Below are 25,892 nucleotides of genomic sequence, written 5' to 3'. Positions count from 1 at the left end.
GCGCCATGGCCAGCCTCTCTCCCTTGATCGATCAGAAGCGCCGCGCCGCCGAGGCGGCGGTCGCGGAAATCGAGCCCGGCATGCTCGTCGGGCTCGGCACCGGCAGCACCGCCGCCTTCGCGATCGCCGCGCTCGGCCGCCGGGTGGCGGGGGGGCTGGCGGTGCGCGCCGTCGCCACCTCGCTCGCCACCGAGGCGGCGGCGGTGGCGGCCGGCATTGCGATGCTCGATTTCGCGGATGTCGCGGCCGTCGATCTGGTGATCGATGGCGCGGACGAGGTCGATCCCGCACTCCGGGCGATCAAGGGCGCGGGCGGCGCGCTGCTGCGCGAAAAGATTGTCGCCGAGTCCGCCGGCCGCATGCTGTGCATCATCGACGACTCGAAGCGGGTTTCCCAACTGGGTCGCGGCCCCCTGCCCGTCGAGGTGTTGCCCTTCGCGCGCCGTTTCGTCACCGATCGGCTGGCGGCGCTGGGCTGCGAACCGGTGCTCCGCGTCCGCGCCGGTGCGCCGGTGCTGAGCGATCAGGGCAATCTCCTGATCGACTGCCGCTTCGGCCCGATCGACGCGCCCGCGGCGCTGGCCGACCAGCTGGCCGCCCTGCCCGGCGTGATGGGCCATGGATTGTTTCTGCGCGAGATCGACTTTTTGTTCTGCGGCGGTGAGTTGCGCCAGGAGCGCGATCGCTGACGGCGGTGATCTCGGAACCGGTCTTGCCCCGATCCGTTTCGCGGGGCAGAGCGGCGTTCGTCCGCAATCGGGGATCATTGCATGAGCGAAATCGAATCCGCCCGCCCCTCCACGCATGTCGTAGAGGACGGTTCCCCCGATCGCCTGGCGATCGACACCATCCGCACCCTTGCCATGGATGCGGTGCAAAAGGCCAATAGCGGCCATCCCGGCACCCCCATGGCGCTGGCGCCGATCGCCGAGACGCTGTGGACCAAGTTCCTCCGCTACGATCCCAAGACGCCGCTCTGGCCCAACCGCGACCGATTTGTCCTCTCGTGCGGCCATGCCTCGATGCTGATCTACGCGCTGCTCCATCTGGGCGGCGTGATCGAGGTGGACGCCGATGGCCGCCCGACCGGCGCGCCGGCCGTCTCGCTCGACGATATCAAGCAGTTCCGCCAGCTCTCGTCGAAGACGCCTGGCCATCCCGAATATCGCTTCACCACCGGGGTCGAGACGACCACGGGTCCGCTCGGCGCGGGCTGCGGCAATTCGGTCGGCATGGCCATGGCCGAGCGCTGGCTCGCCGCTCATTTCAACCGCGACGGCTTCCCGATCTTCGATCACGACGTCTACGTCTTCTGCTCGGACGGCGATCTGATGGAAGGCGTGGCGAGCGAGGCGGCCTCGATCGCGGGCCATCTCAAGCTGTCCAACCTGTGCTGGGTGTACGACGCCAACCACATCACCATCGAGGGCGAGACCAGCCTCGCCTTTGACGAAGATGTCGCCAAGCGCTTCCAGGCCTATGGCTGGAACACCATCCATGTGGACGACGCCGAGGATGTCGGCGCCTTCGCGGCGGCGATCGAGCGCTTCAAGGCGACCACCGACAAGCCGACGCTGATCGTGGTCCATTCGGTGATCGGCATCGGCTTCCCCACTCGCGCGGGCACGCACAAGGCCCATTCCGACGCGCCGGGCGAGGAGGAGATCCGCGGCGCCAAGAAGAGCTATGGCTGGCCCGAGGACGCCCAATTCCTGGTGCCCGAAGAGGCCAAGCGCCATTTCGAGCAGAGCCTGGCGGGCCGCTCCACGCCGCTGCGCGAGGAATGGGAGGCGATGGTCGCCCGCTATCGCGAGGCGCATCCCGAGCTCGCGCGCGAGCTGGAGCTGATGACCGCCGGCCGGCTGCCCGAAGGCTGGGCCGAGGCGCTCCCGCATTTCGACGCCGACGAAAAGGGCATGGCCACGCGCGAGGCGAGCGGCAAGGTGCTCAACGCGGTCGCGTCGAAGCTGCCCTGGCTGGTCGGCGGCGCCGCCGATCTCTCCCCCTCGACCAAGACCGACATCAAGGATGCCGGCTCGTTCGAGGCGGACAATTATGGCGGCCGCAACCTTCATTACGGCATCCGCGAACATGGCATGGGCGCCGCCGCCAATGGCATGGCGCTCTCCTATATCCGCGCCTACACCGGCACCTTCATGGTCTTCTCCGATTATATGCGGCCGCCGATCCGGCTCGCCGCGATCATGGAGCTGCCCACCATCTTCGTCTTCACCCATGATTCGATCGGCGTCGGCGAGGATGGGCCGACCCACCAGCCGATCGAGCAGCTGGCCGCGCTGCGCGCCATTCCGGGCATGGACGTGATCCGTCCCGGCGACGCCAACGAGACTGCCTATGCCTGGAAGGCGGCGCTGGAATCGCGCCACACGCCGACCTGCCTGATCTTCTCGCGCCAGCCCATGCCGACGCTCGACCGCAGCCGCTTCGCCTCGGCCGAAGGCGTCGCCAAGGGCGGCTATGTCCTCAATCCCGAGGTCGCGGATCCAGCGGTGATCCTGATCGCCACGGGCTCGGAAGTGGGGCTGGCGCTGAAGGCCGCCGAGCAGCTGTCCGCCGACGGCACCGCCGTCCGCGTCGTCTCGCTGCCCAGCTGGCATCGTTTCGAGAAGCAGGACCAGGCCTATCGCGACAGCGTGCTGCCGCCGGCGGTGCGGGCGCGCGTGGCGATCGAGCAGGCGGGCGAGATCGGCTGGGACCGATATGTCGGCCATGACGGCAAGACGATCACCATGTCCACCTTCGGCGCCTCGGCACCGATCGCGAAATTGCAGGAAAAGTTCGGCTTCACCGTCGAGAATGTGGTGAAGGTCGCCCGCGAAGTGATGGAGAAGAACGCGTGAGCAATCCGCTGAAGCAACTCTCCGAAGCCGGCCAGGCGGTGTGGCTCGACTTTGTCGACCGCACCTTCATGAACAAGGGCGGCCTTGCCAAGCTGGTGGAGGAGGATGGCCTGACCGGCGTCACCTCCAACCCGTCCATCTTCGAAAAGGCGATCGGCCATTCCGACGCCTATGACGAACAGCTCGAGCGCGACATCGCCGAAGAGGATGTCTCGGTGGAGACCGCCTATGAGGCGCTCGCCATCGCCGACATCAAGACCGCCTGCGCCACGCTGCGCCCGGTTTATGACCGTCTCGGCGCCAAGGACGGTTATGTCTCGATCGAGGTTTCGCCCTATCTGGCGCTGGAAACCGACACGACCATCGCCGCCGCGCGCCGGCTCTGGGCCGAGGTGAACGAGCCCAATCTGATGGTGAAGATCCCCGGCACCGCGCCGGGCGTTCCCGCCATCCAGGAGGCGCTCGACGCCGGGATCAACATCAACGTCACCCTGCTCTTCGCGATCGACGCCTACAAGGCGGTGCTGGAAGCCTATATCAGCGCGCTCGAGGCGCGGGTGACGCGGGGCGAGCCGGTGGATCGCATCGCCAGCGTCGCCAGCTTCTTCGTCAGCCGCATCGATGCGGTGATCGACAAGCAGGTGGATGAGCGCGTCGCATCCGGCGATGCCGAGGCGGAAGCGCTCAAGGCGCTGAAGGGCAAGGTCGCCATTGCCAACGCCAAGCTCGCCTATCAGCATTATATCGAGGTGTCCTCGTCGCAGCGCTGGCAAGCGCTGGCGGCCAAGGGCGCGATGCCGCAGCGGCTGCTCTGGGCCTCGACGGGCACCAAGAACCCGGCCTATCCCGACACGCTCTACGTCGACACGCTGATCGGGCGCGACACGGTCAACACCATGCCGCCCAAGACGATGGACGCCTTCCGCGACCACGGCACCGTCGCCAACACGCTCGTCGCCGATGTCGAGGAGGCGCGCCATGTGCTCGCCGAGGTGGAGCGGCTGGGCCTGTCGCTCGACGATGTGACCAGCGCGCTCGTCGAGGATGGCGTGCGCAGCTTCGCCGATGCGGCGGACTCGCTTTATGGCGCGGTCGCCGCCAAGCGCACCCAGTTCCTGGGCGACAAGCTGGCCGGCATGCACGAGGATTTGGGCGCCGCCCTGCAGGGCGAGGTCGAGAAGACGATCGAGCGCGCGCGCGCCGGTGGCTGGTCGCGCCGTCTCTGGGCCAAGGATGCCTCGCTCTGGACCGGCGCCGACGAGGGCAAGTGGCTCGCCTGGCTCGCCGCCGCGCGCGGCGAACAGGGCGATCGCGCGCAGCTGGCGGCGCTGGCCGAACGCGCGCGCGGCTTCCGCAATGTGGTGCTGCTCGGCATGGGCGGCTCCAGCCTCGGGCCGGAGGTGATCGGGCTGATCCTGGGCAGCGGCCCCGGCGCGCCCACGCTGCACGCGCTCGACAGCACTGATCCGGGCCAGGTGCGCACCGTCGCCGAGGCGACCGACCCGGCCTCGACCCTCTATATCGTCTCGTCCAAGTCCGGCTCCACCATGGAGCCCGAGCTGCTCCGCGCCTATTTCTGGGCGCGCGCCGAAGCGGTGCTGGGCGCGGAGACGGGCAGCCATTTCGTGGCGGTGACGGATCCCGGCTCCAAGCTGGAGAAGGCCGCGCAGGAAAAGGGCTTCTCGGCCATCTTCGCCGGCGATCCGGGGATTGGCGGCCGCTATTCGGTGCTCTCGGTGTTCGGCCTCGTGCCGGCCGCCGCGACCGGCGTCGACATCGCGCACCTGTTCGAGACGATCAAGCCGATGACCTTCTCGTGCGGCCCGGACGCGCCGCCGGCGGACAATCCCGGCGTGCGGCTGGGCGCGATCATCGGCACCGCCGCCGCGCAGGGTCGCGACAAGCTGACGATCATCCCCTCGCCCAAGCTGCGGCCGTTCGGCGCCTGGCTCGAGCAGCTGCTGGCGGAAAGCACCGGCAAGCAGGGCAAGGGGATCGTTCCGGTCGATCTCGAGCCGCTCGGCACGCCCGATCAGTATGGCGACGACCGGCTGTTCGTGCATCTCCATCTGGAGGGCGACAGCAGCGCCGATCACGCCGCGCTCGATGCGCTCAAGGCCGCCGGCCAGCCGGTGGTGACGATCACGCTCCACAGCCCCGAGCAGATCGGGCAGGAATTCGTCCGCTGGGAGGTCGCCACCGCGATCGCCGGCGCGGTGATCGGCATCAATCCCTTCGATCAGCCCGATGTCGAGGACGCCAAGGTCAAGACGCGCGAGCTGGTCAACGCCTATGAGCAGACCGGCGCGCTCACCCCGGAGAGCCCCTTCTTCGAGGAGGGGCCGCTCGCCTTCTACGCGCCGTCGGGCAAGAGCGGCTCGGGCGATGGCGCCGCCATCCTCAAGGCCTTTTTCGACGAGGCCGGGCCGGGCGACTATATCGGCGTGCTCGCCTATCTCGAGCGCAACGCCGCGCACGAGCAGGCGATCGAGGCGATCCGCGTGAAGCTGCGCGACGCGCATAAGGTGGCGACGGTGGCGGGCTTCGGCCCCCGCTTCCTCCACTCCACCGGCCAGGCCTATAAGGGCGGCCCCGTCTCGGGTCTCTTCCTCGAGATCACCCGGACGCCCGCCGAGGATGTCGCCATTCCCGGCAACAAGGCCAGCTTCGGCACCGTCCAGCTGGCCCAGGCGCGGGGCGATCTCGATGTTCTTGCCGAACGCGGCCAGCGCGTGCTGCGCGTTCACCTCACGGACGAGGCCGCCGGCCTCCCCGCCCTTCTGGCCGCGCTCGGCGCCTGAGCACCGGCGTCCACCCGCATCAAGGAGTTGGTATGCGTATTGCAATGATCGGCCTCGGCCGCATGGGCGGCAATATCGCGAAGCGGCTGATGGCCCATGGCCATGAAGTCGTCGTCTATGATCGCAGCGCCGACGCCGTCGCGCAGCTGGGCGAGGCCGGCGGCATCACCGCCGGTTCGCTTCAGGAGGTGGTGGAAAAGCTGGAGGCGCCGCGCACGCTCTGGGTGATGCTGCCCGCCGGCGGCCCGACCGAGCAGACCATCACCGAGCTGGCCGGCATGATCGGCGCCGGCGACACCATCATCGATGGCGGCAACAGCTTCTACAAGGACGATATCCGCCGCGCGAAGACGCTCGGGGAGAAGGGCGTCCATTATGTCGATGTCGGCACGTCCGGCGGCGTCTGGGGGCTCGAGCGCGGCTATTGCATGATGATCGGCGGCCCGAAGGAAGCGGTCGACCGGCTCGACCCGATCTTCGACGCGCTGGCGCCGGGCTATGGCACCATCCCGCGCACCAAGCGGCCCGAAGGATCGGACGGGCGCGCCGAGAAGGGCTATATCCATGCTGGTCCGGCGGGCGCGGGCCACTTCGTCAAGATGGTCCATAACGGCATCGAATATGGCCTGATGCAGGCCTATGCCGAGGGTTTCGACATCCTCCAGAACAAGACGTCGGACCGCGTGGCGGAGGATGAGCGCTACGATCTCAACCTCACCGACGTCGCCGAAGTATGGCGGCGCGGCAGCGTCATCTCCTCCTGGCTGCTCGATCTCACCGCCTCGGCGCTCGCCGAGAACGCCAAGCTCGACGAATATAGCGGCAAGGTCGCGGATTCGGGCGAAGGCCAGTGGACGATCGAGGCGGCGATGGAAGAGGCCGTGCCGGCCCATGTCCTCACCGCCGCGCTCTTCGCCCGCTATCGCTCGCGCAGCGGCAACACCTTTGGCGAGAAGCTGCTCTCGGCCATGCGGCATGGCTTTGGCGGCCATGTCGAGATGCCGCAATAATGGCGACCGGGGCGCCCAAGGCCGGCGCCCCCGCGCCGGCGGCCAGCCTGGTGATCTTCGGCGGCGCGGGGGATCTCTCGCGCCGCCTGCTGATGCCGGCGATCGTCAACCTCACCCGCGACGGGCTGATCGGCGATGATCTCGACATTCTCATCGTCAGCCATGGCGAGGGCAGCGACAAGGCGATCCGCAAGCAGCTGACCGAGCATCTCGCGCTCAAGGACAAGGGGATCAAGGCGGCGTGGAAGAAGCGCGAGCCGCGGATCCGCTATTTCCAGGGCGCCTTCGATCAGCGCGCCGATTTCGAGCGGCTGGCCGACACGCTGAAGCGGGCCGACAACATCGCCTTCTATCTGGCGAGCGCGGCGAGCTTCTTCGCGCCCATCGCCGAAAATCTCGCGGCCGTGGGCCTGCTCAAGGAGGAAGGCGGTTTCCGCCGCCTGGTGATCGAGAAGCCGTTCGGCCATGATCTCGCCTCCGCCCAGGCGCTGAACCGCACGCTGCTTGCCGCCATGGACGAGCGGCAGATCTTCCGCATCGATCATTTCCTCGGCAAGGAAACGGTGCAGAACATCCTCACCACGCGCTTCGGCAACGCCTTTTTCGAGGCGGTGTGGAACGCGCGCTATATCGACTATGTCGAGATCAGCGCCGCCGAGACGGTGGATGTCGGCACGCGCGGCGGCTTCTACGATGCCACCGGCGCGCTGCGCGACATGGTGCCCAACCATCTCTTCCAGCTGCTCGCCATGATCGGCATGGAAGCGCCCAACAGCTTCGATGCCGAGGCGGTGCGCGACGAAAAGGCCAAGCTCCTCCAGGCCGTGCGCATCCCCACCAAGGCCGAGGCACGGCGCGAAGCGGTGCGCGGCCAATATGGCGCGGGGCGCATCGGTGATACCAAGATCGGCGCCTACCACCAGGCGGCCAAGGTCGCGCCCGACAGCGCCACCGAGACCTATGTCGCGCTCAAGCTGATGGTGGATAGCTGGCGCTGGGCGGGCGTGCCCTTCTATCTCCGCACCGGCAAGGCCATGGCCGCGCGGGCGACCGAGATCGTCCTCCACTTCAAGCCGATCCCGCTCACCCTGTTCCGCGATGTGGATGTGGGCGGGCTGCCGCCCAACCGGCTCACCATCCGCATCCAGCCGGACGAGGGCATCTGCCTCGATTTCGTCGCCAAAAAGCCGGGTCCGGTGGTGGATACGGCGCCGGTGCGGATGCGCTTCGCCTATGCCGACGCCTTCAACCTGCCGCCCAGCACCGGCTATGAATCGCTGATCTACGACATGCTGATCGGCGATCCGGCCCTTTTCCAGCGCGCCGACATGGTCGAGCGCGGCTGGGCGATCGTGCAGCCCATCCTGGATCATTGGGCCAAGGGCGGCGCGCCCGAGCCCTATGATCCCGGCAGCCAGGGCCCTGAGGCGGCGGACGCGCTGCTCGCGCGCGACGGCCATGGCTGGACCCCGGTCGCATGAGCCGGCTGGTCGTGAGCGATGTCGATGGCACGCTGGTCCGCTCCGACAAGAGCCTGGCGCCTGCCACGGTGGCGGCGGCGCAGCGGCTGATCGCGGAAGGCGGCCAGATGACGCTGATCAGCGCGCGGCCGCCCTCGGGCATCCTGCCGCTCGCCCGCCAAATGGGACTGCCGGGGCCGTTCGGCGCGTTCAACGGCGGCACGATCTTCGCCGCCGATGGCGCGGTGCTGGACGCGCACCGCCTCGATGCCGAAGTCAGCCGGCGCGCGGTGGAAGCGATCGCGCCGCACCGGGTCACGATCTGGCTGTTCGCCGACGGCCGCTGGTTCTCCACCGACGACACCAACCCCCATACCGATGCCGAGCGCCGCTCCACCTTCTCGGAGCCCGTGCTGGTATCGGATTTCGAGGCGCTCCACGGTCGCGTCGACAAGATCGTGGCCGTGTGCGACGATCCGGACCTGATGGCGCGCCTCTCCGACGATGTTTCGGCCGCGCTGGGCGATGGCGCCGAGGTGGCGCTGAGCCAGACCTATTATTGCGACATCACCCATCCCGAGGCGAACAAGGGCGCCGGGGTCGCACGTCTCGCGGAGGCGCTCGGCGTCGCGCTCGCCGACACGGTGGTGATCGGCGACATGCCCAATGATCTGCCGATGTTTCGCCGCGCCGGCCACGCCATCGCCATGGGCCAGGCGCCGCAGCGGGTGCGCGACGCCGCCAGCGCGGTCACGGCGAGCAATGACGAGGATGGCGTCGCCCGCGCCATCGAGGGGCTGATCGGGCCGCGATGAGGCTCAGCCCGCCTCGGCGCGGCGCCTCGCCTCGCGCTTCTCGCGCGCCTCTTCCTTGCGCATCTTGCGCCCGCGGTTGCGATCGGCCTCGGACTGGCTGGTCGTCGTCCAGTCCACCACCTTGGCGCCGGCGCGCACCGGCAGGGTGGCGACATGATAGGCCGTTTTCGCCACGCAGCCGGAAAGCAGCACCGCGACGGTGACGATCGTGACACAAAAACGCACAAGCCTCTCCACAAAGACAGCGTTATCGTCGTATGCGATCAGCGAGGCGGAATTGGGGCCGCCGCTCGGAAGGATGCACGTGGAAGCGACAGAACTGGTCGCCGTCGATATCGGCGGTACGAACGCCCGCTTTGCAATCGCCCAAGTCGAGCCCGACGGCTCGATCGAGCTGGGCGAGGTGGTCACGCTGGGCACCAAGGATTATGCGAGCCTGCGCACCGCCTGGGAGGCGTTCGGCCAGCGGCTTGGGCGTCCCCTGCCCAGCGCCGGCGCCATCTCCTTCGCCGGCCCGGTCGATGGCGAGGTGCTCAAGCTCACCAACAGCCCCTGGGTCGTCCGCAAGAATCTGATCCAGAGCCGGCTCGGCCTGGACCGCTATGTCGTCGTCAATGATTTCGGCGCGGTCGGCTATGCCGTCAGCCGGCTCAAGCCGCAGCATCTGCGCCATATCTGCGGGCCGGACGTGCCGCTCCCGCCCGAGGGGCTGATCTCGATCCTGGGCCCGGGCACCGGCCTGGGCGTGGCGCAGCTGCTCCGCGCCAACGGCTATGTCCATGTCATCGAGACGGAGGGCGGCCATATCGATTTCGCGCCGCTCGATCCGCTGGAGGATCGTATCCTGTCCCGGTTGCGGCTGCGCTATCGCCGCGTCTCGATCGAGCGGCTGGTGTCCGGCCCGGGCCTGTCCAACATCCATGAGGCGCTCGCTTCGATCGAGGGACGCAATGTCACGGTCGGCGACGATATCAGCCTCTGGAAGCTCGCGCTGCAAGGCGATGACGCGCTCGCGGCGGCGGCGCTGGATCGCTTCTGTCTCGCGCTCGGCTCCTTCGCGGGCGACATGGCGCTGGCCCATGGCGCGGTGGCCACGGTGATCGGCGGCGGCATCGGCGCGCGCGTGGCGGATCACCTGCCCAATTCAGGCTTCCATGGCCGCTATGCCGCCAAGGGCCGCTTCGAGGCGCGGATGAACAATATTCCCGTGAAGCTCATCACCCATGAGCAGCCCGGCCTGCTCGGCGCCGCCGCCGCCTTTGCGGAAAAGTTCTGCCGCTGAGAGGATTTCACCGGTTTGCAAGCGCGGCGGCGGGGCGTAGGGGCTCGGCCATGGACCAGCCCTCCTCCGCCGCCGCGATGAAGCCGCATGTCGAGCCCGGGCCGCATGCAGGCATGGGCTTTCGCGAGTTCGTCGCGCTGATCGCGGCGATGATGGCCACCAACGCGCTCGCCATCGATACCATGCTGCCGGCGCTGCCCGCGATCGGCGGCACGCTGGGGGTGACCGACGAGAATGCGCGGCAGTGGATCGTCACCGCCTTCCTGCTCGGCTTCGGCGGCGCGCAGATCCTCTACGGCCCGCTCTCCGATCGCTTCGGACGGCGACCCATCCTGCTGATCGGGCTGGGCTGCTACGCGCTGTTCGGCGCCGGCACGGCGATGACGCCCAGCTTCGAGATGCTGCTCCTGTTCCGCGTGCTGCAGGGCATCGCCGTCGCCGCGACGCGGGTGGTGACCGTCTCGGTGGTGCGCGACTGCTATGGCGGCCGCCAGATGGCGCGCGTCATGTCGCTCGCCTTCATCATCTTCATCGCGGTGCCGGTGCTGGCGCCGACGATCGGCCAGCTCATCATGCTGATCTTCCCGTGGCGCGGCCTGTTCTGGGCGCTGTCGGCCTATGGCGCGATCGTCTTCCTCTGGATGCTGCTGCGCCTGCCCGAAACGCTGCACCCGGAATATCGCCGCCCCTTCGCGCTCGGCCAGCTGGCGGAGGCGTTCCGCGCCGCGTTGAGCAATCGCCAGGCGGTCGGCTATATGCTGGCGCAGACGGCGATCACCGGCGCTTTGTTCGGCTTCATCAACTCGGTCCAGCAGATCTTCAGCGATGTCTTCCACGCGCCCCGGCTGATGCCCGGCACGTTCGCGGGCATAGCGGGGATGATCGCGATCGCTTCCATGCTCAACGCGCGCATCGTCGAGCGGCTCGGCACGCGCCGCGTCTCGCACAGCGCGCTGCTGGGATTTGTCGCGATCGAGCTGGTCCATGCGGCGATCGCGCTCGGCGGCCATGAGACGCTGCTGAGCTTCGCCATCGCGCAGGGGCTGACGATGTTCTGCTTCGGCCTCACCGTGGGCAATTTCGGCGCCATGGCGATGGAGCCGCTGGCGCGCATCGCCGGCATGGCGGCCTCGGTGCAGGGCTTTGTCTCCACCGTAATCGGCGCGCTGGTCGGCTTTGCGATCGGCCAGCATTTCAACGGCACCACCGTGCCGATGACGCTCGGCTTCGCCGGCGCCGGGCTGACCGCGCTGGCGATCGTGCTGATCACCGAGCGCGGCCGCCTGTTCCGCCCGCAAATGGGGCGCTGATCCTTATTCGGCGAAGAGCAGCGCCGGCACCTCGATCCGCCGCTTCACCGCCTGGATGAAGCGCGCCGCATCCATGCCGTCGACGATGCGGTGATCGAAGGAGGAGGACAGGTTCATCATCGTCCGCACCTCGATCCGGCCCTGCACCACCACCGGCCGATCAACCATGCGGTTAACGCCGACGATCGCCACCTCGGGCCGGTTCAGCACCGGGGTGGAGGCGATGCCGCCCAGCGCGCCCAGCGAGGTGAGCGTAAGCGTGGAGCCGCTCAGCTCCTCGCGGCTGGCCTTGCCGCGGCGGGTGGCATCGGCCAGGCGCGCGATCTCCGCCGCCAGATCCCATACGCTGCGCGCCTGCGCATCGCGGACCACCGGCACCGAAAGCCCCGCCTCGGTCTGGGTGGCGATGCCCAGATGCACCGCGCGGAAGCGCTGCACCAGGCCGGCCTCGTCATCATAGCGGGCATTCACCACCGGATGCTCCGCCGCCGCGAGGCAGAGCGCGCGCACCAGGAACGGCAGCAGGGTGAGCTTGGGCCGCTCGCCCCGCTCGGCGTTCATCGCCTGGCGCAGCGCCTCGAGCGCGGTGACGTCGGTTTCCTCGACATAGGCGAAATGCGGAATGCGCCGCTTGGTCTCGGCCATGCGCTCGGCGATGCGGCGGCGCAGACCGGTGATCTTGATCTCCTCGACCGCGTCCGAGTCCGCCTCCTCCTCCGCATCGGCGCGGGGCGCGCGCGGCGCCGCCGCCCCGGCGGGCGCGGGCGACGCATAGCGGAGATAGGCATCGAGATCGGCATGGCGCACCCGATCGCCCTGGGCGGGGCGCACCCCGGCAAGATCCACGCCCAACGCCTTGGCGCGCGCACGCACCGCCGGCGAGGCGAGCACGCGCGCGGACGCCGGCGCCGCCTCGTCCGACGGCGCCGCGACCGGCGCCGGCGCCGGCCTTTCCGCAGCCGGCGGCGCGGCGGGCGCGGGCGTGATCGGGCTCTCGGGCGGCGCCGGCGCCACCGGCACCGCCGCCGGCTCGGTCGCGGGCGGGGCAACGGGCGCGGCGCTCTCGGCGCCCGCCTCGGTCTCGAACACCGCCAGCGTCGAGCCGATCGCGATCAGATCGCCGACCGCGCCGGCCAGCTCGACCACGCGGCCCGAGACCGGCGCCGACATCTCGACCGTGGCCTTATCCGTCATCAGATCGGCGAAGGGCTGGTCTTCCTCGACATGATCGCCGAGCTGGACGTGCCAGGCGACGATCTCGGCCTCGGCGATGCCCTCGCCGATATCGGGAAGGCGGAAGGGAATGCGCGCCATGTCAGTCCTTCAGAACACGGTGGAGGGCCTGGGTGAGCCGGACGGGGCCTGGGAAATAGGCCCATTCCAGGCTGTGCGGATAGGGCGTGTCCCACCCCGTCACCCGCTCGATCGGGGCTTCGAGATGGTGGAAGCAGCGCTCCTGCACCTGCGCCGAAAGCTCGGCGCCGAAGCCGCCGGTGCGCGTCGCCTCGTGCACGATCACGCAGCGCCCGGTCTTCTCGACCGAGGCGGTGATCGTCTCGATATCGAGCGGGACCAGGGTGCGCAGATCGATGATCTCGGCGTCGATCCCGGTCTCGGCGGCGACACCGAGCGCGACATGGACCATGGTGCCGTAGCAGAGCACCGTCACCGCCTCGCCGGCGCGCACCACCGCCGCCTTGCCGAGCGGCACGGTATAATGGCCGTCGGGCACCTCGGACGAGCCATGTTTCGACCAGGGCTGGACGGGGCGATCATAATGGCCGTCGAACGGGCCGTTATAGATGCGCTTGGGCTCGAAGAAGAGGACGGGATCGGGATCCTCGATCGCGGCGATCAGCAGGCCCTTGGCGTCATAGGGATTGGACGGGATCACCGTCTTCAGCCCGGCGACATGGGTGAAAATCCCCTCGGGCGACTGGCTGTGCGTCTGGCCGCCGAAAATGCCGCCGCCAAAGGGCGAGCGCACCGTGATCGGGCAGGTCCACTCCCCCGCCGAGCGGTAGCGCAGCCGCGCCGCCTCGGAGATGAGCTGATCCATGCCAGGATAAATATAGTCGGCGAACTGGATCTCCGGCACGGGCCTTAAGCCGTAGGTGGCCATGCCCACCGCCACGCCGATGATGCCGCACTCGTTGATCGGCGTATCGAAGACGCGGGTCTTGCCGTGCTTCTTCTGCAATCCCGCCGTGGCCCGAAAGACGCCGCCGAAATAGCCGACATCCTCGCCCAGCACCACGACCGCCTCGTCGCGCGTCATGCAGACATCCAGCGCGCTGTTGATCGCCTGGATCATGTTCATCACGGTCATACGCCGGCCACCCGCCGCTCCTCGGCCATTTGTTCGGACTGTTCCTTGAGATGCGGCGGCATGGTGGCGAACACATCCTCGAAGATCGTCTCGAAGCCATGGTTGAACGCCGTGCCCGAAAGCGTGCCCAGCGCCTCGGCTTCGCGGCCGGCGGCGCGCACCTGCTCCACCAGCTCGGCGCGCAGCGCCTCGTGCCGCGCCTCGTCCCACGCGCCGATCAGGATGAGATGCTGCTTCAGCCGCTCGATCGGATCGCCGAGCGGAAAGGCGCGCGCCTCGTCCGCCGGGCGATAGGCCGAGGGATCGTCGGAGGTGGAGTGGGCCTCGACGCGATAGGTGAAATGCTCGATGATGGTCGGGCCGTGATTGCCGCGCGCGCGCTCCGCCGCCCATTCGGTGGCGGCGAACACCGCCAGCGGATCATTGCCGTCCACCCGCAGCCCCGCCACGCCATAGCCATTGGCGCGCGCCGCGAAGGTCGTCGCCTCGGCGCCGGCGATCCCGGAAAAGGAGGAGATCGCCCACTGATTGTTGACGATGTTGAGGATGACCGGCGCGCGATAGACGGCGGCGAAGATGCAGGCGGCGTGGAAATCGCCCTCGGCGGTCGATCCCTCGCCCACCCAGCCGGCGGCGATCCGCGTATCGCCCCGCGCCGCCGACGCCATCGCCCAGCCCACCGCCTGGGGATATTGGGTGGCGAGATTGCCCGAGATGGAGAAGAAGCCCGCCTCCTTCGAGGAGTACATGACGGGCAGCTGCCGCCCCTTCATGCGATCGCCGGCGTTGGAATAGATCTGGCACATCATGTCGACCAGCGGCCAATCCCGCGCGATCAGCAGCCCCTGCTGCCGATAGGAGGGAAAGCACATATCGTCGCGGTGCAGGGCATGGGCGGCGGCCACGGCCACCGCCTCCTCGCCCGTGCACTTCATGTAGAAGCTCGTCTTGCCCTGGCGCTGGGCGCGGAACATGCGATCGTCATAGGCGCGCGTCAGCATCATGCCGCGCAGCATCCGCACCAGCCGATCGGGCGCGAGCCGGGGATCCCAGGCGCCGACCGCGCGGCCTTCGGGATCCAGCACGCGGATCAGCGTATAGGGATAGTCGCGCAGCGCCGCCGGCGCGGCATCCACCGGCGGCCGGCCCACCGCGCCCGCGGCGGGCAGATCGAGATCGTCGAAGGAGACGGCATCGCCCGGCCGGAAGCGCGGCTCGGGTACGTGCAGGGCGAGCGGCCGCGTGTTGCGGCCGGCGGTATCTGCCATTCCATCCTCCTCCTGGCGCCTTGCGCCCTTTCCGCCTCCCTAGCCGGGACGGCCGGGAAGCGGAAGGGGGAGAATGGAAGATCGTTTCCTGAACGCGATGCTTAGTTTCGCTGCGGCGCAACACCCAAAGCGGCGTGACGGCCCTGCGGCTGGGCGCCCGGCGCCGCATAGGCCGAGTCCGGCGCATTTTCCCAGCCGCCGCCGAGCGCCTTGAACAGGCTCACGGCATTGTCCGCCACCGTCGTATCCGACTGGGCGAGCGCGGCGCGCGCCGAGGCGCGATCCTGTTCCGCGACGAGCACGGTCAGGAAATTGTCGCGCCCGGAGCGGAAGCGCAGCTGCGACTGGTTGGCCGCATCATCGGCCGCCGCGGCCGCGCGGCGCAGCGCCGCGTTCCGATCCAGCGCGGCGGCGTAGCGCGCCAGCGCCTGTTCGGTCTCGCGCAGCGCGGTCAGCACGGTGCCCTGGAAGGCGGCGAGCGAGGCGTCCGCGCCCGCGCGCGCCTGCTTGATCTGCGCCGTGGCCACCGCGATGTTCGGGAAGCTCCACGAGATGAGCGGGCCGAACGAGAAGCCGAGCGCGTTGCTGTGGCCGAGGTCGCTGAAATGCTGGCCGCTGGTATTGACCGAGCCGGTCAGGCTGACGCGCGGGAAGAGCGCCGATGTGGCGATGCCGATACGCGCCGTATCGGCGGCGAGCGTGCGCTCGGCCTGGCGTACATCGGGCCGCCGCGCCAGCAGCGCCGATCCGTCGCCGACGGGGATGACGGTGCGGATCACCGGCACCTGGCGGCACACCGAGGCCTCGCCATCGATTTCCGAGGCGGGGCGGCCGGTAAGCGCCGCGATCGCATAAAGCTGCGCGCGCCGTTCGGCTTCGAGCTGCGGCACCTGAGCCAGCGCCTGCTCCACCGTGACGCGCGCCTGATCCACGTCGCGCCGCGTGCCGCGCCCGGCATCGAGCAGCCGCTGGGTGAGCGAGAGCGTGTTGGTCTGGAGCCGGGCCGTCTCGCGCGCCACATCGGCCTGGGCGGCATAGCCGCAGGCATCGGCATAGCTCTGCGCCACCTGCGCCGCGACCGAGATGCGCGCCGCGTCCAGCGCCGCCTTGGCGGCCTGTTCCTCGCCCCGCGCCGCCTCGATCGAGCGCCGCACCCGGCCGAAAATATCCACCTCGTAGCTGGCATCGAAGCCGGCGCGGAACAGATCATAGGTGACGGGCGAGGTGAGCCCGCCCAGCGTCGATCCCGTGCCGACCCCGCTCGTGCCCGTTCCAACGCCGCCGGTGCCGGTGCCGACGCCGATCCCCGTTCCGGTGCCGGTGCCCGTTCCGGTGCCGACGCCCGTGCCGGTGCCGGCACCCGTTCCGGCGCCGAAGCTGCTGATCTGCCCCGTGCCGATCCGGCCATGCGTATAGCTGCCGGAGATGCTGGTGGTGGGCAGGAGGCCGGCGCGCTGCTCCAGCAGCACGCCACGCGCCTGGCGGAGATTGGCCTCGGCCTGGCGGATATCGGTATTATAGGCGAAGGCCTCGCCGACCAGCCGGTCGAGCACCGGATCCTGGAAGAGCTGCCACCAATTGGGGGCGAGCGGCTGGCTCGAGAGCATTGCGCTGGCGTTGCTTTCGGCGAAGGCCTTGGTCGTGCCCGGCGCCAGCTTGGGCGGCTGGTAATTGGGGCCGACCGCGCAGGCCGCGAGCGCGAGCGGCGCCGCGGCGACGAACAGACGCCGGATCATGCCGCACCTCCTTCCGCCGCGGGCCGCTGGGACTTGCGCCCGAGCCGTCCCCACAGGTCGCTCATCTTCTCGCCGAGCATCCGCGACAGCACGTAGAAGCTGGGGGTGAAGATCAGGCCGAAGATGGTGACGCCGATCATCCCGAAGAACACCGCCACGCCGAGCGCCTTGCGCATCTCGGAGCCAGGGCCGTTCGAGATGACGAGCGGCAGCACGCCGAGGATGAAGGCGATCGAGGTCATGATGATCGGGCGGAGGCGCTGGTGCGCCGCCCGCTCCGCCGCCTCGCGGTGGCTGAGACCCGATTCCTCGCCCTGCCGCGCGAATTCCACGATCAGAATCGCGTTCTTCGCGGCCAGGCCGATCAGCACCACCAGACCGATCTGGGTGAGGATGTTGTTGTCCATCCCCATCAGCTCCACGCCGACGATCGCGGCGAGCAGGCACATGGGCACGATCAGGATCACCGCCAGCGGCATCACCACGCTCTCATACTGCGCGGCGAGCAGCAGGAAGACGAACACCACCGCGAGGCCGAACACCAGCGTGCCGGTATTGCCCGCCTGCTGCTGCTGATAGGCGAGATCGGTCCATTCATAGTTCATGCCCTTGGGCAGGATCTTGGCCGCCAGATCGGCCATGATCTTGAGCGACTGGCCCGAGGAATAGCCGGGCGCCGCCTCGCCCTGCAGCTCGGCCGAGGGATAGAGATTGTACCGCACCACGCGATAGGGGCCGGTGCCATTGTCCACCTTCAGCACCGAGCCGAGCGGCACCATCGCGCCGGCCGAGGTCCGCGTCCACAGCCGCTGAATGTCCGAGGCGGACTGGCGGAAGCGGGCGTCGGCCTGGGCGGTCACCCGCCAGGTGCGGCCGAGATAGTTGAAGTCGTTGATATAGGTCGAGCCGAGATAGGTGCCGAGCGTCGAGAAGACATTCGCCACCGGCACGCCGATCTGCTCCGCCCGTTCGCGATCGACATCCGCCTTCAGGCGCGGCGTGCCGGTGTTGAAGGTGGTGAAGGTGGCGGCGATGCCCGGCGTCTGGTTCGCCTTCATCATCATCGCGAAGGCCGCCTTTTGCAGCGCGTCATAGCCGGCGCCGTTGCGGTCCTCGATCTCCATCTTCCAGCCGCCGCCCGTGCCGATGCCGCGCACCGGCGGCGGCGGGATGACGAGCACATTGCCCGCGGTGATGCTGTGGAAGGCGCCGCGCAGCTGGTTGGCGATCTCGTCCGCCGTGGCGGAGCGATCGGCCTTTTCCTTGAGCACGACGAACACGGCCGCGGCGTTGGGCGCGGTGGTGAAGGTGGCGCCGTCGAAGCCGGCAAAGGCCACCGAGGTCCGCACGCCGCCATTCTTGGCCGCGATCGCCGCGACCTGCCGCGTCACCTCGTCGGTGCGCTGGAGCGAGGTGCCGGGCGGCATCTGCACCACGCCGATCAGATAGCCCTGGTCCTGCGCGGGGATGAAGCCGGTCGGCGTGGCGCTGAAGCGCCACACGGCGAGCAGGATGAGGCAGACATAGGCGATCCCGACCAGCGCCAGCTTGCGCAGCAGCCGCGCGGTGAGCTTGCCATAGCGGTCCGACAGGCGATCGAACCGGTCGTTGAAGCCGTTGGCGAAGCGCCGCCCCCAGCCGCGCGGGCCCGAGGGCACCGGCGCGTCGCGGTGGCGCGGCTTGAGCAGCAGCGCCGCCAGCGCCGGCGACAGGGTGAGCGACACGAAGGCCGACAGCGCCGTCGCGGACACGATGGTGAGCGCGAACTGCTTGTAGAACTCGCCAGAAATGCCGGGGATGAAGGCGGTGGGGATGAACACGCCGCACAGCACCAGCATGATCGCGATGAGCGCGCCGGACACTTCGTCCATCGTCTTGTGCGCGGCCTCGCGCGGGGTCAGCCCCTCCTCCTCCATCAGGCGCTCGACATTCTCGATCACCACGATCGCATCGTCGACGACGATGCCGATCGCCAGCACCAGGCCGAACAGCGAGAGGTTGTTCAGCGAGAAGCCGAAGCCCGCCATGAAGGCGAAGCTGCCGATCAGCGAGATCGGGATGGCGATGATCGGGATGATCGCCGCGCGCCAGCTCTGGAGGAAGAGCAGTACCACCAGCGCCACCAGCACCAGCGCCTCGAACAGCGTGTGCTGCACCGCCTCGATCGACGCCGAGATATATTCGGTCGGATCATAGGGGATGTCGTAGGAAAGCCCGGGCGGGAAGCTCTTGGCAGCCTCACGCAGCTCGGCGCGCACCGCCTCGGCGGTGGCAAGCGCGTTCGAGCCCGGCAGCTGGGTGACGGCCAGCGCGCTGGCCACCCGGCCGCCATAATAGGCGTTGGTGGTGTAATCCTGCGCGCCCAGCTCGATCCGCGCCACGTCGCGCAGCCGCACCAGGCTTCCGTCGCTGCCGCGCTTGAGGATGATGTTGCCGAATTCCTCGGGCGTGGTCAGCCGGCCCTGGGTCTCGATGTTGAGCTGGAAGGCATTGCCCTGGCGCCCGAAGGGCGGCGAGCCGATGGTGCCGGCGGCGACCTGCTGGTTCTGGCCCTGCACGGCCGAGATGATCTCGTCCACCGTCATCTGCCGCGCGGCGGCGAGATCGGGATCGACCCAGATCCGCATCGCATAATCGCGGCCGCCGATGGTGCGGGTATCGCCCACGCCGGTGAGGCGCTTGATCCGGTCGGTGACCTGGAGCGTCACATAGTTGGCGACATATTGCTCGCTCAGCGAATGATCGGGCGAGAAGAACTGCGCCACCAGCAGCAGATCCGGCGAGGCCTTGCGGACCGTCACGCCGATCGTGCGGCTTTCCTGCGGCAGGCGCGGCTCCGCCTCGGAGACGCGGTTCTGCACCAGCACCTGCGCCTCGTTGACATCGGTGCCGAGCGCGAAGCTGACGGTGATGGTGAGCGTGCCGTCGCCCAGCGAGGACGAGGACATGTAGATCATGTGCTCGACGCCGTTGATCTGCTGCTCGAGCGGCACCGCCACGGTTTCGGCCATCGTCTCGGCGGTGGCGCCGGGAAAGCTGGTCGACACCGTCACGGTCGGCGGCGTGATCTCGGGATATTGGCCGATCGGCAGGCCCGGATAGGCGATGGCGCCGACGATGACGATCAGGATCGAGACGACCGCCGCGAAGATCGGTCGTTCGATGAAGAAGTGCGGGAAGCGCATGGCGGCCTCAGGCCCCCTGGCCGGAGAGCGTCGCCGCGCTGGGTTCGGGCACGGTGACCTGCGGCACCTGCGGCCCGCTGTCGGCGGAGCGCGGCTTGATGGTGGTGCGACGCGACTGCACCTTCATGCCGGGCTGGAGGCCGCCCAGCCCATCGAGCACCACGAGATCGGTGGGCGCCAGGCCGTCGCGCACCGCGCGCAGCCCCATCACCTCGGGTCCGACCTCGACCGGGCGCTGCACCACCTTGCCGTCGCGGCCGAGCACATAGACGACCTTGCGCGACTGATCGGCGCTGATCACCTCGTCGGGCACCAGCATCGCGCGATAGGTGCCCGAGCCGAGTAGCCGCGCGCGGCCGAACAGGCCCGGGGTGAGGAAATGATCGGGATTGGCGACCACGGCATGGGCGCGGATCGTCCCGGCCGCCGGATCCACCGCATTGTCGACAAAGGCCATATGGCCGTGCCAGCGATAGCCGCTCTCGTCGGAGAGCTGGATGTCCACCGGGTTGGGCGCCACGCGCGAGGATTTGCGCTGGCCTTCCTGCGCCTGCCGCAGATATTTCAGGTAGAAGCTTTCGGCGCCGTCGAAGGTGAACCAGATCGGATCGAGCGACACGACGGTGGTGAGCAGGGTATCGCCGCTCGTCACCTGATCGCCCAGCGACACGCGGCGGCTGGACACGCGCCCCGCGACCGGCGCGCGCACCGTGGTGAAGCCGAGATTGAGCCGCGCATTGTAGAGCTGCGCCTCGGCCGACTGGAGATTGGCGCGCGCGGTGCGCGTCTGCGCCTGGTTGTTCTCCAGCTCCTCGCGGCTCACCGCCTGCGCCTGGACGAGCTGCGCCGAGCGCGCCTCCACCGCCTGCGCGTTGATGAGCGTGGCGCGCGAGCTGGCGACCTGCGCCTCGGCCTGGCGGAGCTGCGCCTCATAGGGGCGCGGATCGATCACGAACAGCGGCTGGCCGGCGCGCACATCCTGCCCGTCGCGGAACAGGATCTTGGTGACGACGCCGGTGACGCGGGCGCGCAGATCGACCGACTGCGGCGCCTCGAAATGGCCGATATACTCGTCCCAATTCACCACGTCGCGCTGCAGAGGCTGGGCGACGGACACGGTGGGGGCCGGCGGCGCCGCCGGGGGCTGCTGCTTGTGGCAGGCCGCCACGCACAGGAGGAGGGCGGCGGAATACGCAGTGCGGCTCATGAACGCTCCCTTTGTGCGGTGCGGCAATAGCCGGATCGCAGCCCCGTGCAACCTTTTTCTACCGACTGGTATGTTACAGGTCCATGGCCATCTGTATAGCAAGCGCCGGCCGGGCCGCGCCAGAGCGGCCATGCACCGGGGCGGCCGCGTCGCGCCGGCGGTTGACGCCGGCGGCCGGCCGGGGCAGCACCGGCGCATGATCAGCCGCCTCTCCGAAAGCGCGCGCGCCGAAGCGCTGGCCGCCCTGCCCCAATGGCAATGGGATGCTGACCGCGACGCCATCCGCCGCAGCTTTCGCTTCGCCGATTTCAACGCCGCCTTCGGCTTCATGACGCGGATCGCACTGGCGGCGGAAAAGGCCGATCATCATCCGGAATGGTCGAACGTCTATAATCGCGTCGAGATCGTGCTGACGACGCATGACGCGGGCGGCGTATCCGAGCGCGACATCGCGCTCGCCCGGCTGATCGACGCGGCCGCCGCCGACGCGCGGTGAGAGTCGGCGCTCAGTAGATCTGGCGCAGCCGATCGAGCAGCGCATTGGCGGGGCCGGACAGGCCGCCCGCCTCGGCCTCGGCGAATTGCGTGTCCAGCCGCGCCGCGCGCGCATGGAGATCGATGCTGGCATCGATGATGCGCCGCGCGCCCTCCGGCAGCCGCGCGCCATGGTCCTCGAGCGCGTTGGTGACGAGGCCGAGCCGCCACTCGCCCTCGCTCGCCCGGGCCGCCTCAAGCTCGCCCGCCAGCACCGCGCGGCGCCCCAGCAGCCAGGCGATCACATGCATCAGCCGCGTGGTGACGCGCAGCGATTCACAGGAAAAGGCGATGCGGTCGCGCGGCGCGAGCGCGTCCCGGTCGAGCCGCCCCTCATATTCGAAATAGCCGCGCGCCTCGTCCGCCAGCAGCATGGCTTCGGTGTAGAGCGCATCGATGAGCGGCGCGACGACGGGATCGGAGAAGGCCTGCGGCATCCCGCTCGCCATGGCACGCGCCGCGCGGAAACGAAACCATCGCCGTCCCCGCCGCGTCCCGGGGCGAGACCCGTTCGACCATCGACGGCCTCTTGAAAAGACCCGGCCCCTTCCCATCTCACGCCTCGTCGCGATGCCGCCCCAGAGGGGTGTCGCGGCCGGCCCGGCGGAGTGCCGCGGGCTCGCTTATCGTTCAATCGCCAAAAGGGTTTGGACCAATGCGTACTCTTGATTTCACCCCCCTGCTCCGGTCTTCGATCGGCTTCGAGAATCTGAACCGGCTGGTCGACTTCGCCACCCGTGGCGAGGGCGATGCCTATCCGCCGTACAATATCGAGAAGGTCGCCGAGGACGATTACCGCATCTCCATGGCCGTCGCCGGCTTTGCCCGTGACGAGCTGGAGCTGACGGTGCAGGACAATGTGCTCATCGTGATCGGCAAGGCCGAACCGCGCGCCGAGGACGCCAACCGCCAGTTCCTGCATCGCGGCATCGCGAAGCGCGCCTTCGAGCGCCGCTTCCAGCTCGCCGATACGATCAAGGTGGTGGGCGCCGGCTTCGACAACGGCCTGCTCAACATCGAGCTGAAGCGTGAAGTGCCCGAGCACAAGAAGCCCCGCCGCATTCTGATCGACGGCCAGCAGCCGGAAGCGATCGAAGGCGAGGCGACCGCGGTGCGCGTCGCGGCCTGATCGCCACGCCCGCTCGGCGGAAACGGGGCCGGCCCAATTGCGGGCCGGCCTTTCTTTTTCGTTGCCGGACTTGTGTCCGGCGGCTTTCAGGCCGAAGGGGCCGCCATGCCTATCGACTCCGTTCCTCCCGCCCTCGCCAGGGCGATCGCCGCGCGCGGCTATGAAAGCCTCACCCCCGTCCAGGCGGCGGTGCTCGCGCCCGAGGCCGCCGGCCGCGATCTGATCGTCTCGGCGCAGACCGGCTCGGGCAAGACGGTGGCCTTCGGGCTCGCCATGGCGCCCGAGCTGCTCGCCGGCGCCGAGCGCATGGCCGGGCCCGCCGCGCCGCTGGCGCTGGTGATCGCGCCGACGCGCGAGCTGGCGCTCCAGGTCAATCGCGAGCTGGCCTGGCTCTATGCCGAGGCCAATGCGCGCATCCTCGCCTGTGTCGGCGGCATGGATCCGGTGCGCGAGCGGCGCGCGCTGCAGGGCGGCGCGCATGTCGTGGTCGGCACGCCGGGCCGGCTGCGCGACCATCTCGAGCGCGGCGCGCTCGATCTGTCCCAGCTTCGCGCGGTGGTGCTCGACGAGGCCGACGAGATGCTCGACATGGGCTTTCGCGAGGAGCTGGAGGAGCTGCTGGACGCGGCCTCGCCCGAACGCCGCACGCTCATGTTCTCCGCCACCATGCCCAAGCCGATCGCGCTGCTGGCCAAGCGCTACCAGCGCGACGCCCTGCCGATCTCGACGGTCGGCACCGAGCGCGGCCATGGCGATATCGCCTATCAGGCGGTGGCGGTGGCGCCCTCGGACATCGAGAACGCGGTGGTGAATCTGCTGCGCTTCCACGAGCCCGACACCGCCATCCTGTTCTGCGCGACGCGCGAGGCGGTGCGCCAGGTCCATGCGCGGCTGATGGAGCGCGGTTTCGAGGCGGTGGCGCTGTCGGGCGAGCACAGCCAGAGCGAGCGCAACCATGCGCTCCAGGCGCTGCGCGACCGGCGCGCGCGCGTCTGCGTCGCCACCGACGTGGCGGCGCGCGGCATCGATCTGCCGTCGCTTTCGCTGGTCATCCATGTCGATCTGCCGCGCGATCCGGAGACGCTGCAGCACCGCTCGGGCCGCACCGGCCGCGCCGGCCGCAAGGGGATCGCCGCGCTGGTCGTGCCCTATACGCGCCGCCGCCGCGTCGACGCGCTGCTGCGCCAGGCGCGCGTGCCCTATGAGTGGGTGCCCGCGCCCGATCCCGCCACCATCCAGGCCGCCGATCGCGAGCGGCTGGTGGCGCTGCTCAACCAGCCGGTCGAGCTGGACGAGGAGGATCGCGCGCTGGGCGCACGGCTGCTCGCCGAACGCCCGGCGGAAGAGCTGGCGGCGATGCTGGTGCGCGCCCACCGCGCGCGCCTCCCCGCCCCCGAAGAGCTGGTCGACGCCCCCGCGCCGGGGCGCGGCTACGAGGATCAGCCGCGCGCGGCGGCGGTCGATTCGGTGTGGTTCCGGATCAATATCGGCCGGCGGCAGAATGCCGATCCGCGCTGGCTGCTGCCGCTGCTGTGCCGGCGCGGCCACATCACCAAGGCCGATGTCGGCGCGATCCGCATCAACACCGAGGACAGCCTGTTCGAGATCCCGCGCCACCAGGCGGCGCGCTTCGTGGCGGCGGTGAAGCGCACCGCGCGCGGTGACGAGGAAGGCGTGATGATCGAGCCCGCCGATGCCCCGCCGCCGCGTCCGGCGCGCACCGGGCCGCCGCGGCGCGCGGCCCCGCCTCGCGGCCGTCCGCCCCGCCGATGAGCCCGGCGGCGGGGCACGACCGCTTCGATGCGATCGTGCTCGGCGCCGGTGCCGCCGGCCTGTTCTGCGCCGCCACCGCGGCGGCGCGCGGACGGCGCGTGCTGGTGATCGATCATAATGTCGAGCCCGGCGCCAAGATCGTGATCTCCGGCGGCGGCCGGTGCAACTTCACCAATATCCACACCGCGCCGGACCGCTTCCTTTCGGCCAACCCCCATTTCGCCAAATCGGCCTTGGGCCGCTACACGCCGCAGGATTTCGTCGCGCTGGTCGATCGCCACGGCATCGCCTGGCACGAGAAGACGCTGGGCCAGCTCTTCTGCGACGGATCGGCGCGGCAGATCGTGGCGATGCTGATGCGCGAATGCGGCGATGCCCGCTTCGCGCTGGGCGCGCCGATCCGTGCGGTGGAGCATGGCGACGGCCTGTTCCGCGTGACCGCCGGCGACGGCGCCTATGCCGCGCCCGCGCTGGTCATCGCCACCGGCGGCCCCTCCATCCCCAAGATCGGCGCGACCGGCTTCGCCTTCGCGCTCGCCAAGCAGTTCGGCCTCAAGCTGGTCGAGCCGCGCCCGGCGCTGGTGCCGCTGACATTGGGCGCGGACGAGGCGCTGTTCCGCGAGCTGGCCGGCGTCGCCGCGCCCGTCACGGCGATGGCCGGGAAGGCGCGCTTCAGCGAGGCGGCGCTGTTCACGCATCGCGGCCTGTCGGGGCCCGCCATCCTCCAGGCCTCGTCCTATTGGCGGCCGGGCTCGGCGATCGCGATCGACTTCGTGGGCGATCGCCCGGCGGATTGGCTGCTCGCCGAGAAGCAGGCCCGGCCGCGCGCCACGCCGCGCGCGGTGCTCGCCGGGCTGGTACCGCAGCGGCTCGCGGACGCGCTGGCGGCACGGCTGGCGCTGGGCGAGACGCTGGCCGCCTGCAAGGATGCGAGCCTCCGCGCCGCCGAGGCGCGGCTGCGCCGCTGGTCCTTCCAGCCGAGCGGCAGCGAGGGCTATGCCAAGGCCGAGGTGACGGTGGGCGGCATCGCCACCGCCGGCCTGTCCTCGCAGACCATGGCCGCGCGCCATCTGCCCGGGCTCTACTGCATCGGCGAGTGCGTCGATGTCACGGGCTGGCTCGGCGGCTATAATTTCCAATGGGCGTGGGCGAGCGGCCACGCCGCCGGGCTGGCGGTGTAGCGCCGTCCGGT

The 25,892-nt window shown here is 69.5% G+C and carries 20 protein-coding genes; 12 read left to right on the top strand and 8 right to left on the bottom strand.

Going from position 1 to position 25,892, the window contains the following annotated elements; all coding sequences use genetic code 11:
- Nucleotides 1–5: 5 nt before the first annotated feature.
- From rpiA to LHA26_RS14100, 6 genes are all read left to right on the top strand, one after another.
- On the top strand, nt 6–689 hold the full coding sequence (rpiA, locus tag LHA26_RS14125) for a ribose-5-phosphate isomerase RpiA (RefSeq protein ID WP_252166230.1): 684 nt from the start codon (nt 6–8) through the stop codon (nt 687–689).
- A gap of 81 nt (nt 690–770) precedes the next feature.
- Nucleotides 771–2,861 carry a transketolase gene (gene tkt / locus LHA26_RS14120; protein WP_252166229.1) on the top strand — a complete coding sequence of 697 codons (2,091 nt, stop codon included), beginning with the start codon at nt 771–773 and terminating at the stop codon, nt 2,859–2,861.
- Nucleotides 2,858–5,662: a bifunctional transaldolase/phosoglucose isomerase gene (locus LHA26_RS14115; protein WP_252166228.1), complete on the top strand. Its 2,805-nt coding sequence runs from the start codon at nt 2,858–2,860 to the stop codon at nt 5,660–5,662. The genes tkt and LHA26_RS14115 overlap by 4 nt, the downstream gene beginning before the upstream one ends.
- Before the next feature lie 32 nt (nt 5,663–5,694).
- Complete coding sequence (gene gnd / locus LHA26_RS14110; RefSeq protein ID WP_252166227.1) at nt 5,695–6,672, top strand: phosphogluconate dehydrogenase (NAD(+)-dependent, decarboxylating); 978 nt, start codon at nt 5,695–5,697, stop codon at nt 6,670–6,672.
- Complete coding sequence (gene zwf / locus LHA26_RS14105; RefSeq protein WP_252166226.1) at nt 6,672–8,153, top strand: glucose-6-phosphate dehydrogenase; 1,482 nt, start codon at nt 6,672–6,674, stop codon at nt 8,151–8,153. The genes gnd and zwf overlap by 1 nt, the downstream gene beginning before the upstream one ends.
- Nucleotides 8,150–8,947, top strand: coding sequence for an HAD family hydrolase (locus LHA26_RS14100; protein WP_252166225.1), 798 nt, complete (start codon nt 8,150–8,152; stop codon nt 8,945–8,947). The genes zwf and LHA26_RS14100 overlap by 4 nt, the downstream gene beginning before the upstream one ends.
- Before the next feature lie 3 nt (nt 8,948–8,950).
- Here the strand turns inward: LHA26_RS14100 and LHA26_RS14095 are convergent, their stop codons facing one another.
- Nucleotides 8,951–9,172: a hypothetical protein gene (locus tag LHA26_RS14095; protein WP_252166224.1), complete on the bottom strand. Its 222-nt coding sequence runs from the start codon at nt 9,170–9,172 to the stop codon at nt 8,951–8,953.
- Between the two features lie 79 nt (nt 9,173–9,251).
- Between LHA26_RS14095 and glk the strand changes: the two genes are divergently transcribed.
- Both glk and LHA26_RS14085 read left to right on the top strand, forming a co-directional pair.
- A complete protein-coding gene (glk, locus tag LHA26_RS14090) occupies nt 9,252–10,229 on the top strand; it encodes a glucokinase (RefSeq protein WP_252166223.1) in 978 nt (325 codons plus the stop codon).
- Nucleotides 10,230–10,279: 50 nt separating this feature from the next.
- The gene (locus LHA26_RS14085; protein WP_252166222.1) at nt 10,280–11,539 is read left to right on the top strand and encodes a multidrug effflux MFS transporter; all 1,260 of its coding nucleotides are present in this window, start codon (nt 10,280–10,282) and stop codon (nt 11,537–11,539) included.
- A 3-nt stretch (nt 11,540–11,542) separates the two neighbouring features.
- Here the strand turns inward: LHA26_RS14085 and LHA26_RS14080 are convergent, their stop codons facing one another.
- The 6 genes from LHA26_RS14080 to LHA26_RS14055 all read right to left on the bottom strand — a co-directional run bounded on the left by LHA26_RS14080 (nt 11,543) and on the right by LHA26_RS14055 (nt 21,264).
- Nucleotides 11,543–12,853: a dihydrolipoamide acetyltransferase family protein gene (locus tag LHA26_RS14080; RefSeq protein WP_252166221.1), complete on the bottom strand. Its 1,311-nt coding sequence runs from the start codon at nt 12,851–12,853 to the stop codon at nt 11,543–11,545.
- Between the two features lies 1 nt (nt 12,854).
- Nucleotides 12,855–13,859 carry an alpha-ketoacid dehydrogenase subunit beta gene (locus LHA26_RS14075; protein WP_302898074.1) on the bottom strand — a complete coding sequence of 335 codons (1,005 nt, stop codon included), beginning with the start codon at nt 13,857–13,859 and terminating at the stop codon, nt 12,855–12,857.
- A 5-nt stretch (nt 13,860–13,864) separates the two neighbouring features.
- Complete coding sequence (locus LHA26_RS14070; protein WP_252166219.1) at nt 13,865–15,136, bottom strand: 3-methyl-2-oxobutanoate dehydrogenase (2-methylpropanoyl-transferring) subunit alpha; 1,272 nt, start codon at nt 15,134–15,136, stop codon at nt 13,865–13,867.
- A gap of 101 nt (nt 15,137–15,237) precedes the next feature.
- On the bottom strand, nt 15,238–16,872 hold the full coding sequence (locus LHA26_RS14065; RefSeq protein ID WP_252166218.1) for an efflux transporter outer membrane subunit: 1,635 nt from the start codon (nt 16,870–16,872) through the stop codon (nt 15,238–15,240).
- A complete protein-coding gene (locus LHA26_RS14060; protein ID WP_252166217.1) occupies nt 16,869–20,057 on the bottom strand; it encodes an efflux RND transporter permease subunit in 3,189 nt (1,062 codons plus the stop codon). The genes LHA26_RS14065 and LHA26_RS14060 overlap by 4 nt, the downstream gene beginning before the upstream one ends.
- A 7-nt stretch (nt 20,058–20,064) precedes the next feature.
- Nucleotides 20,065–21,264: an efflux RND transporter periplasmic adaptor subunit gene (locus tag LHA26_RS14055; RefSeq protein WP_252166216.1), complete on the bottom strand. Its 1,200-nt coding sequence runs from the start codon at nt 21,262–21,264 to the stop codon at nt 20,065–20,067.
- A 130-nt stretch (nt 21,265–21,394) separates the two neighbouring features.
- Here LHA26_RS14055 and LHA26_RS14050 point away from each other — a divergent pair, with 130 nt between their 5' ends.
- On the top strand, nt 21,395–21,760 hold the full coding sequence (locus LHA26_RS14050; RefSeq protein ID WP_302898013.1) for a 4a-hydroxytetrahydrobiopterin dehydratase: 366 nt from the start codon (nt 21,395–21,397) through the stop codon (nt 21,758–21,760).
- A 10-nt stretch (nt 21,761–21,770) separates the two neighbouring features.
- Here LHA26_RS14050 and LHA26_RS14045 read toward each other — a convergent pair whose 3' ends face one another.
- A complete protein-coding gene (locus LHA26_RS14045; RefSeq protein WP_252166215.1) occupies nt 21,771–22,247 on the bottom strand; it encodes a DUF1465 family protein in 477 nt (158 codons plus the stop codon).
- Between the two features lie 206 nt (nt 22,248–22,453).
- On the opposite strand from LHA26_RS14045, the gene LHA26_RS14040 reads away from it, so the two are divergent.
- From LHA26_RS14040 to LHA26_RS14030, 3 genes are all read left to right on the top strand, one after another.
- Nucleotides 22,454–22,927 (top strand): Hsp20 family protein, encoded by a 474-nt coding sequence (locus LHA26_RS14040; protein WP_252166214.1) that lies wholly within the window; start codon nt 22,454–22,456, stop codon nt 22,925–22,927.
- 105 nt (nt 22,928–23,032) lie between these two features.
- Nucleotides 23,033–24,700 (top strand): DEAD/DEAH box helicase, encoded by a 1,668-nt coding sequence (locus LHA26_RS14035; protein ID WP_252166213.1) that lies wholly within the window; start codon nt 23,033–23,035, stop codon nt 24,698–24,700.
- Nucleotides 24,697–25,881, top strand: coding sequence for a BaiN/RdsA family NAD(P)/FAD-dependent oxidoreductase (locus LHA26_RS14030; protein ID WP_252166212.1), 1,185 nt, complete (start codon nt 24,697–24,699; stop codon nt 25,879–25,881). The genes LHA26_RS14035 and LHA26_RS14030 overlap by 4 nt, the downstream gene beginning before the upstream one ends.
- Nucleotides 25,882–25,892: the final 11 nt, after the last annotated feature.

This window comes from Sphingomonas morindae, from assembly GCF_023822065.1.
In the GTDB taxonomy this organism is placed as follows: domain Bacteria; phylum Pseudomonadota; class Alphaproteobacteria; order Sphingomonadales; family Sphingomonadaceae; genus Solisphingomonas; species Solisphingomonas morindae.
This window is presented reverse-complemented; position numbering and strand designations above follow the sequence as displayed.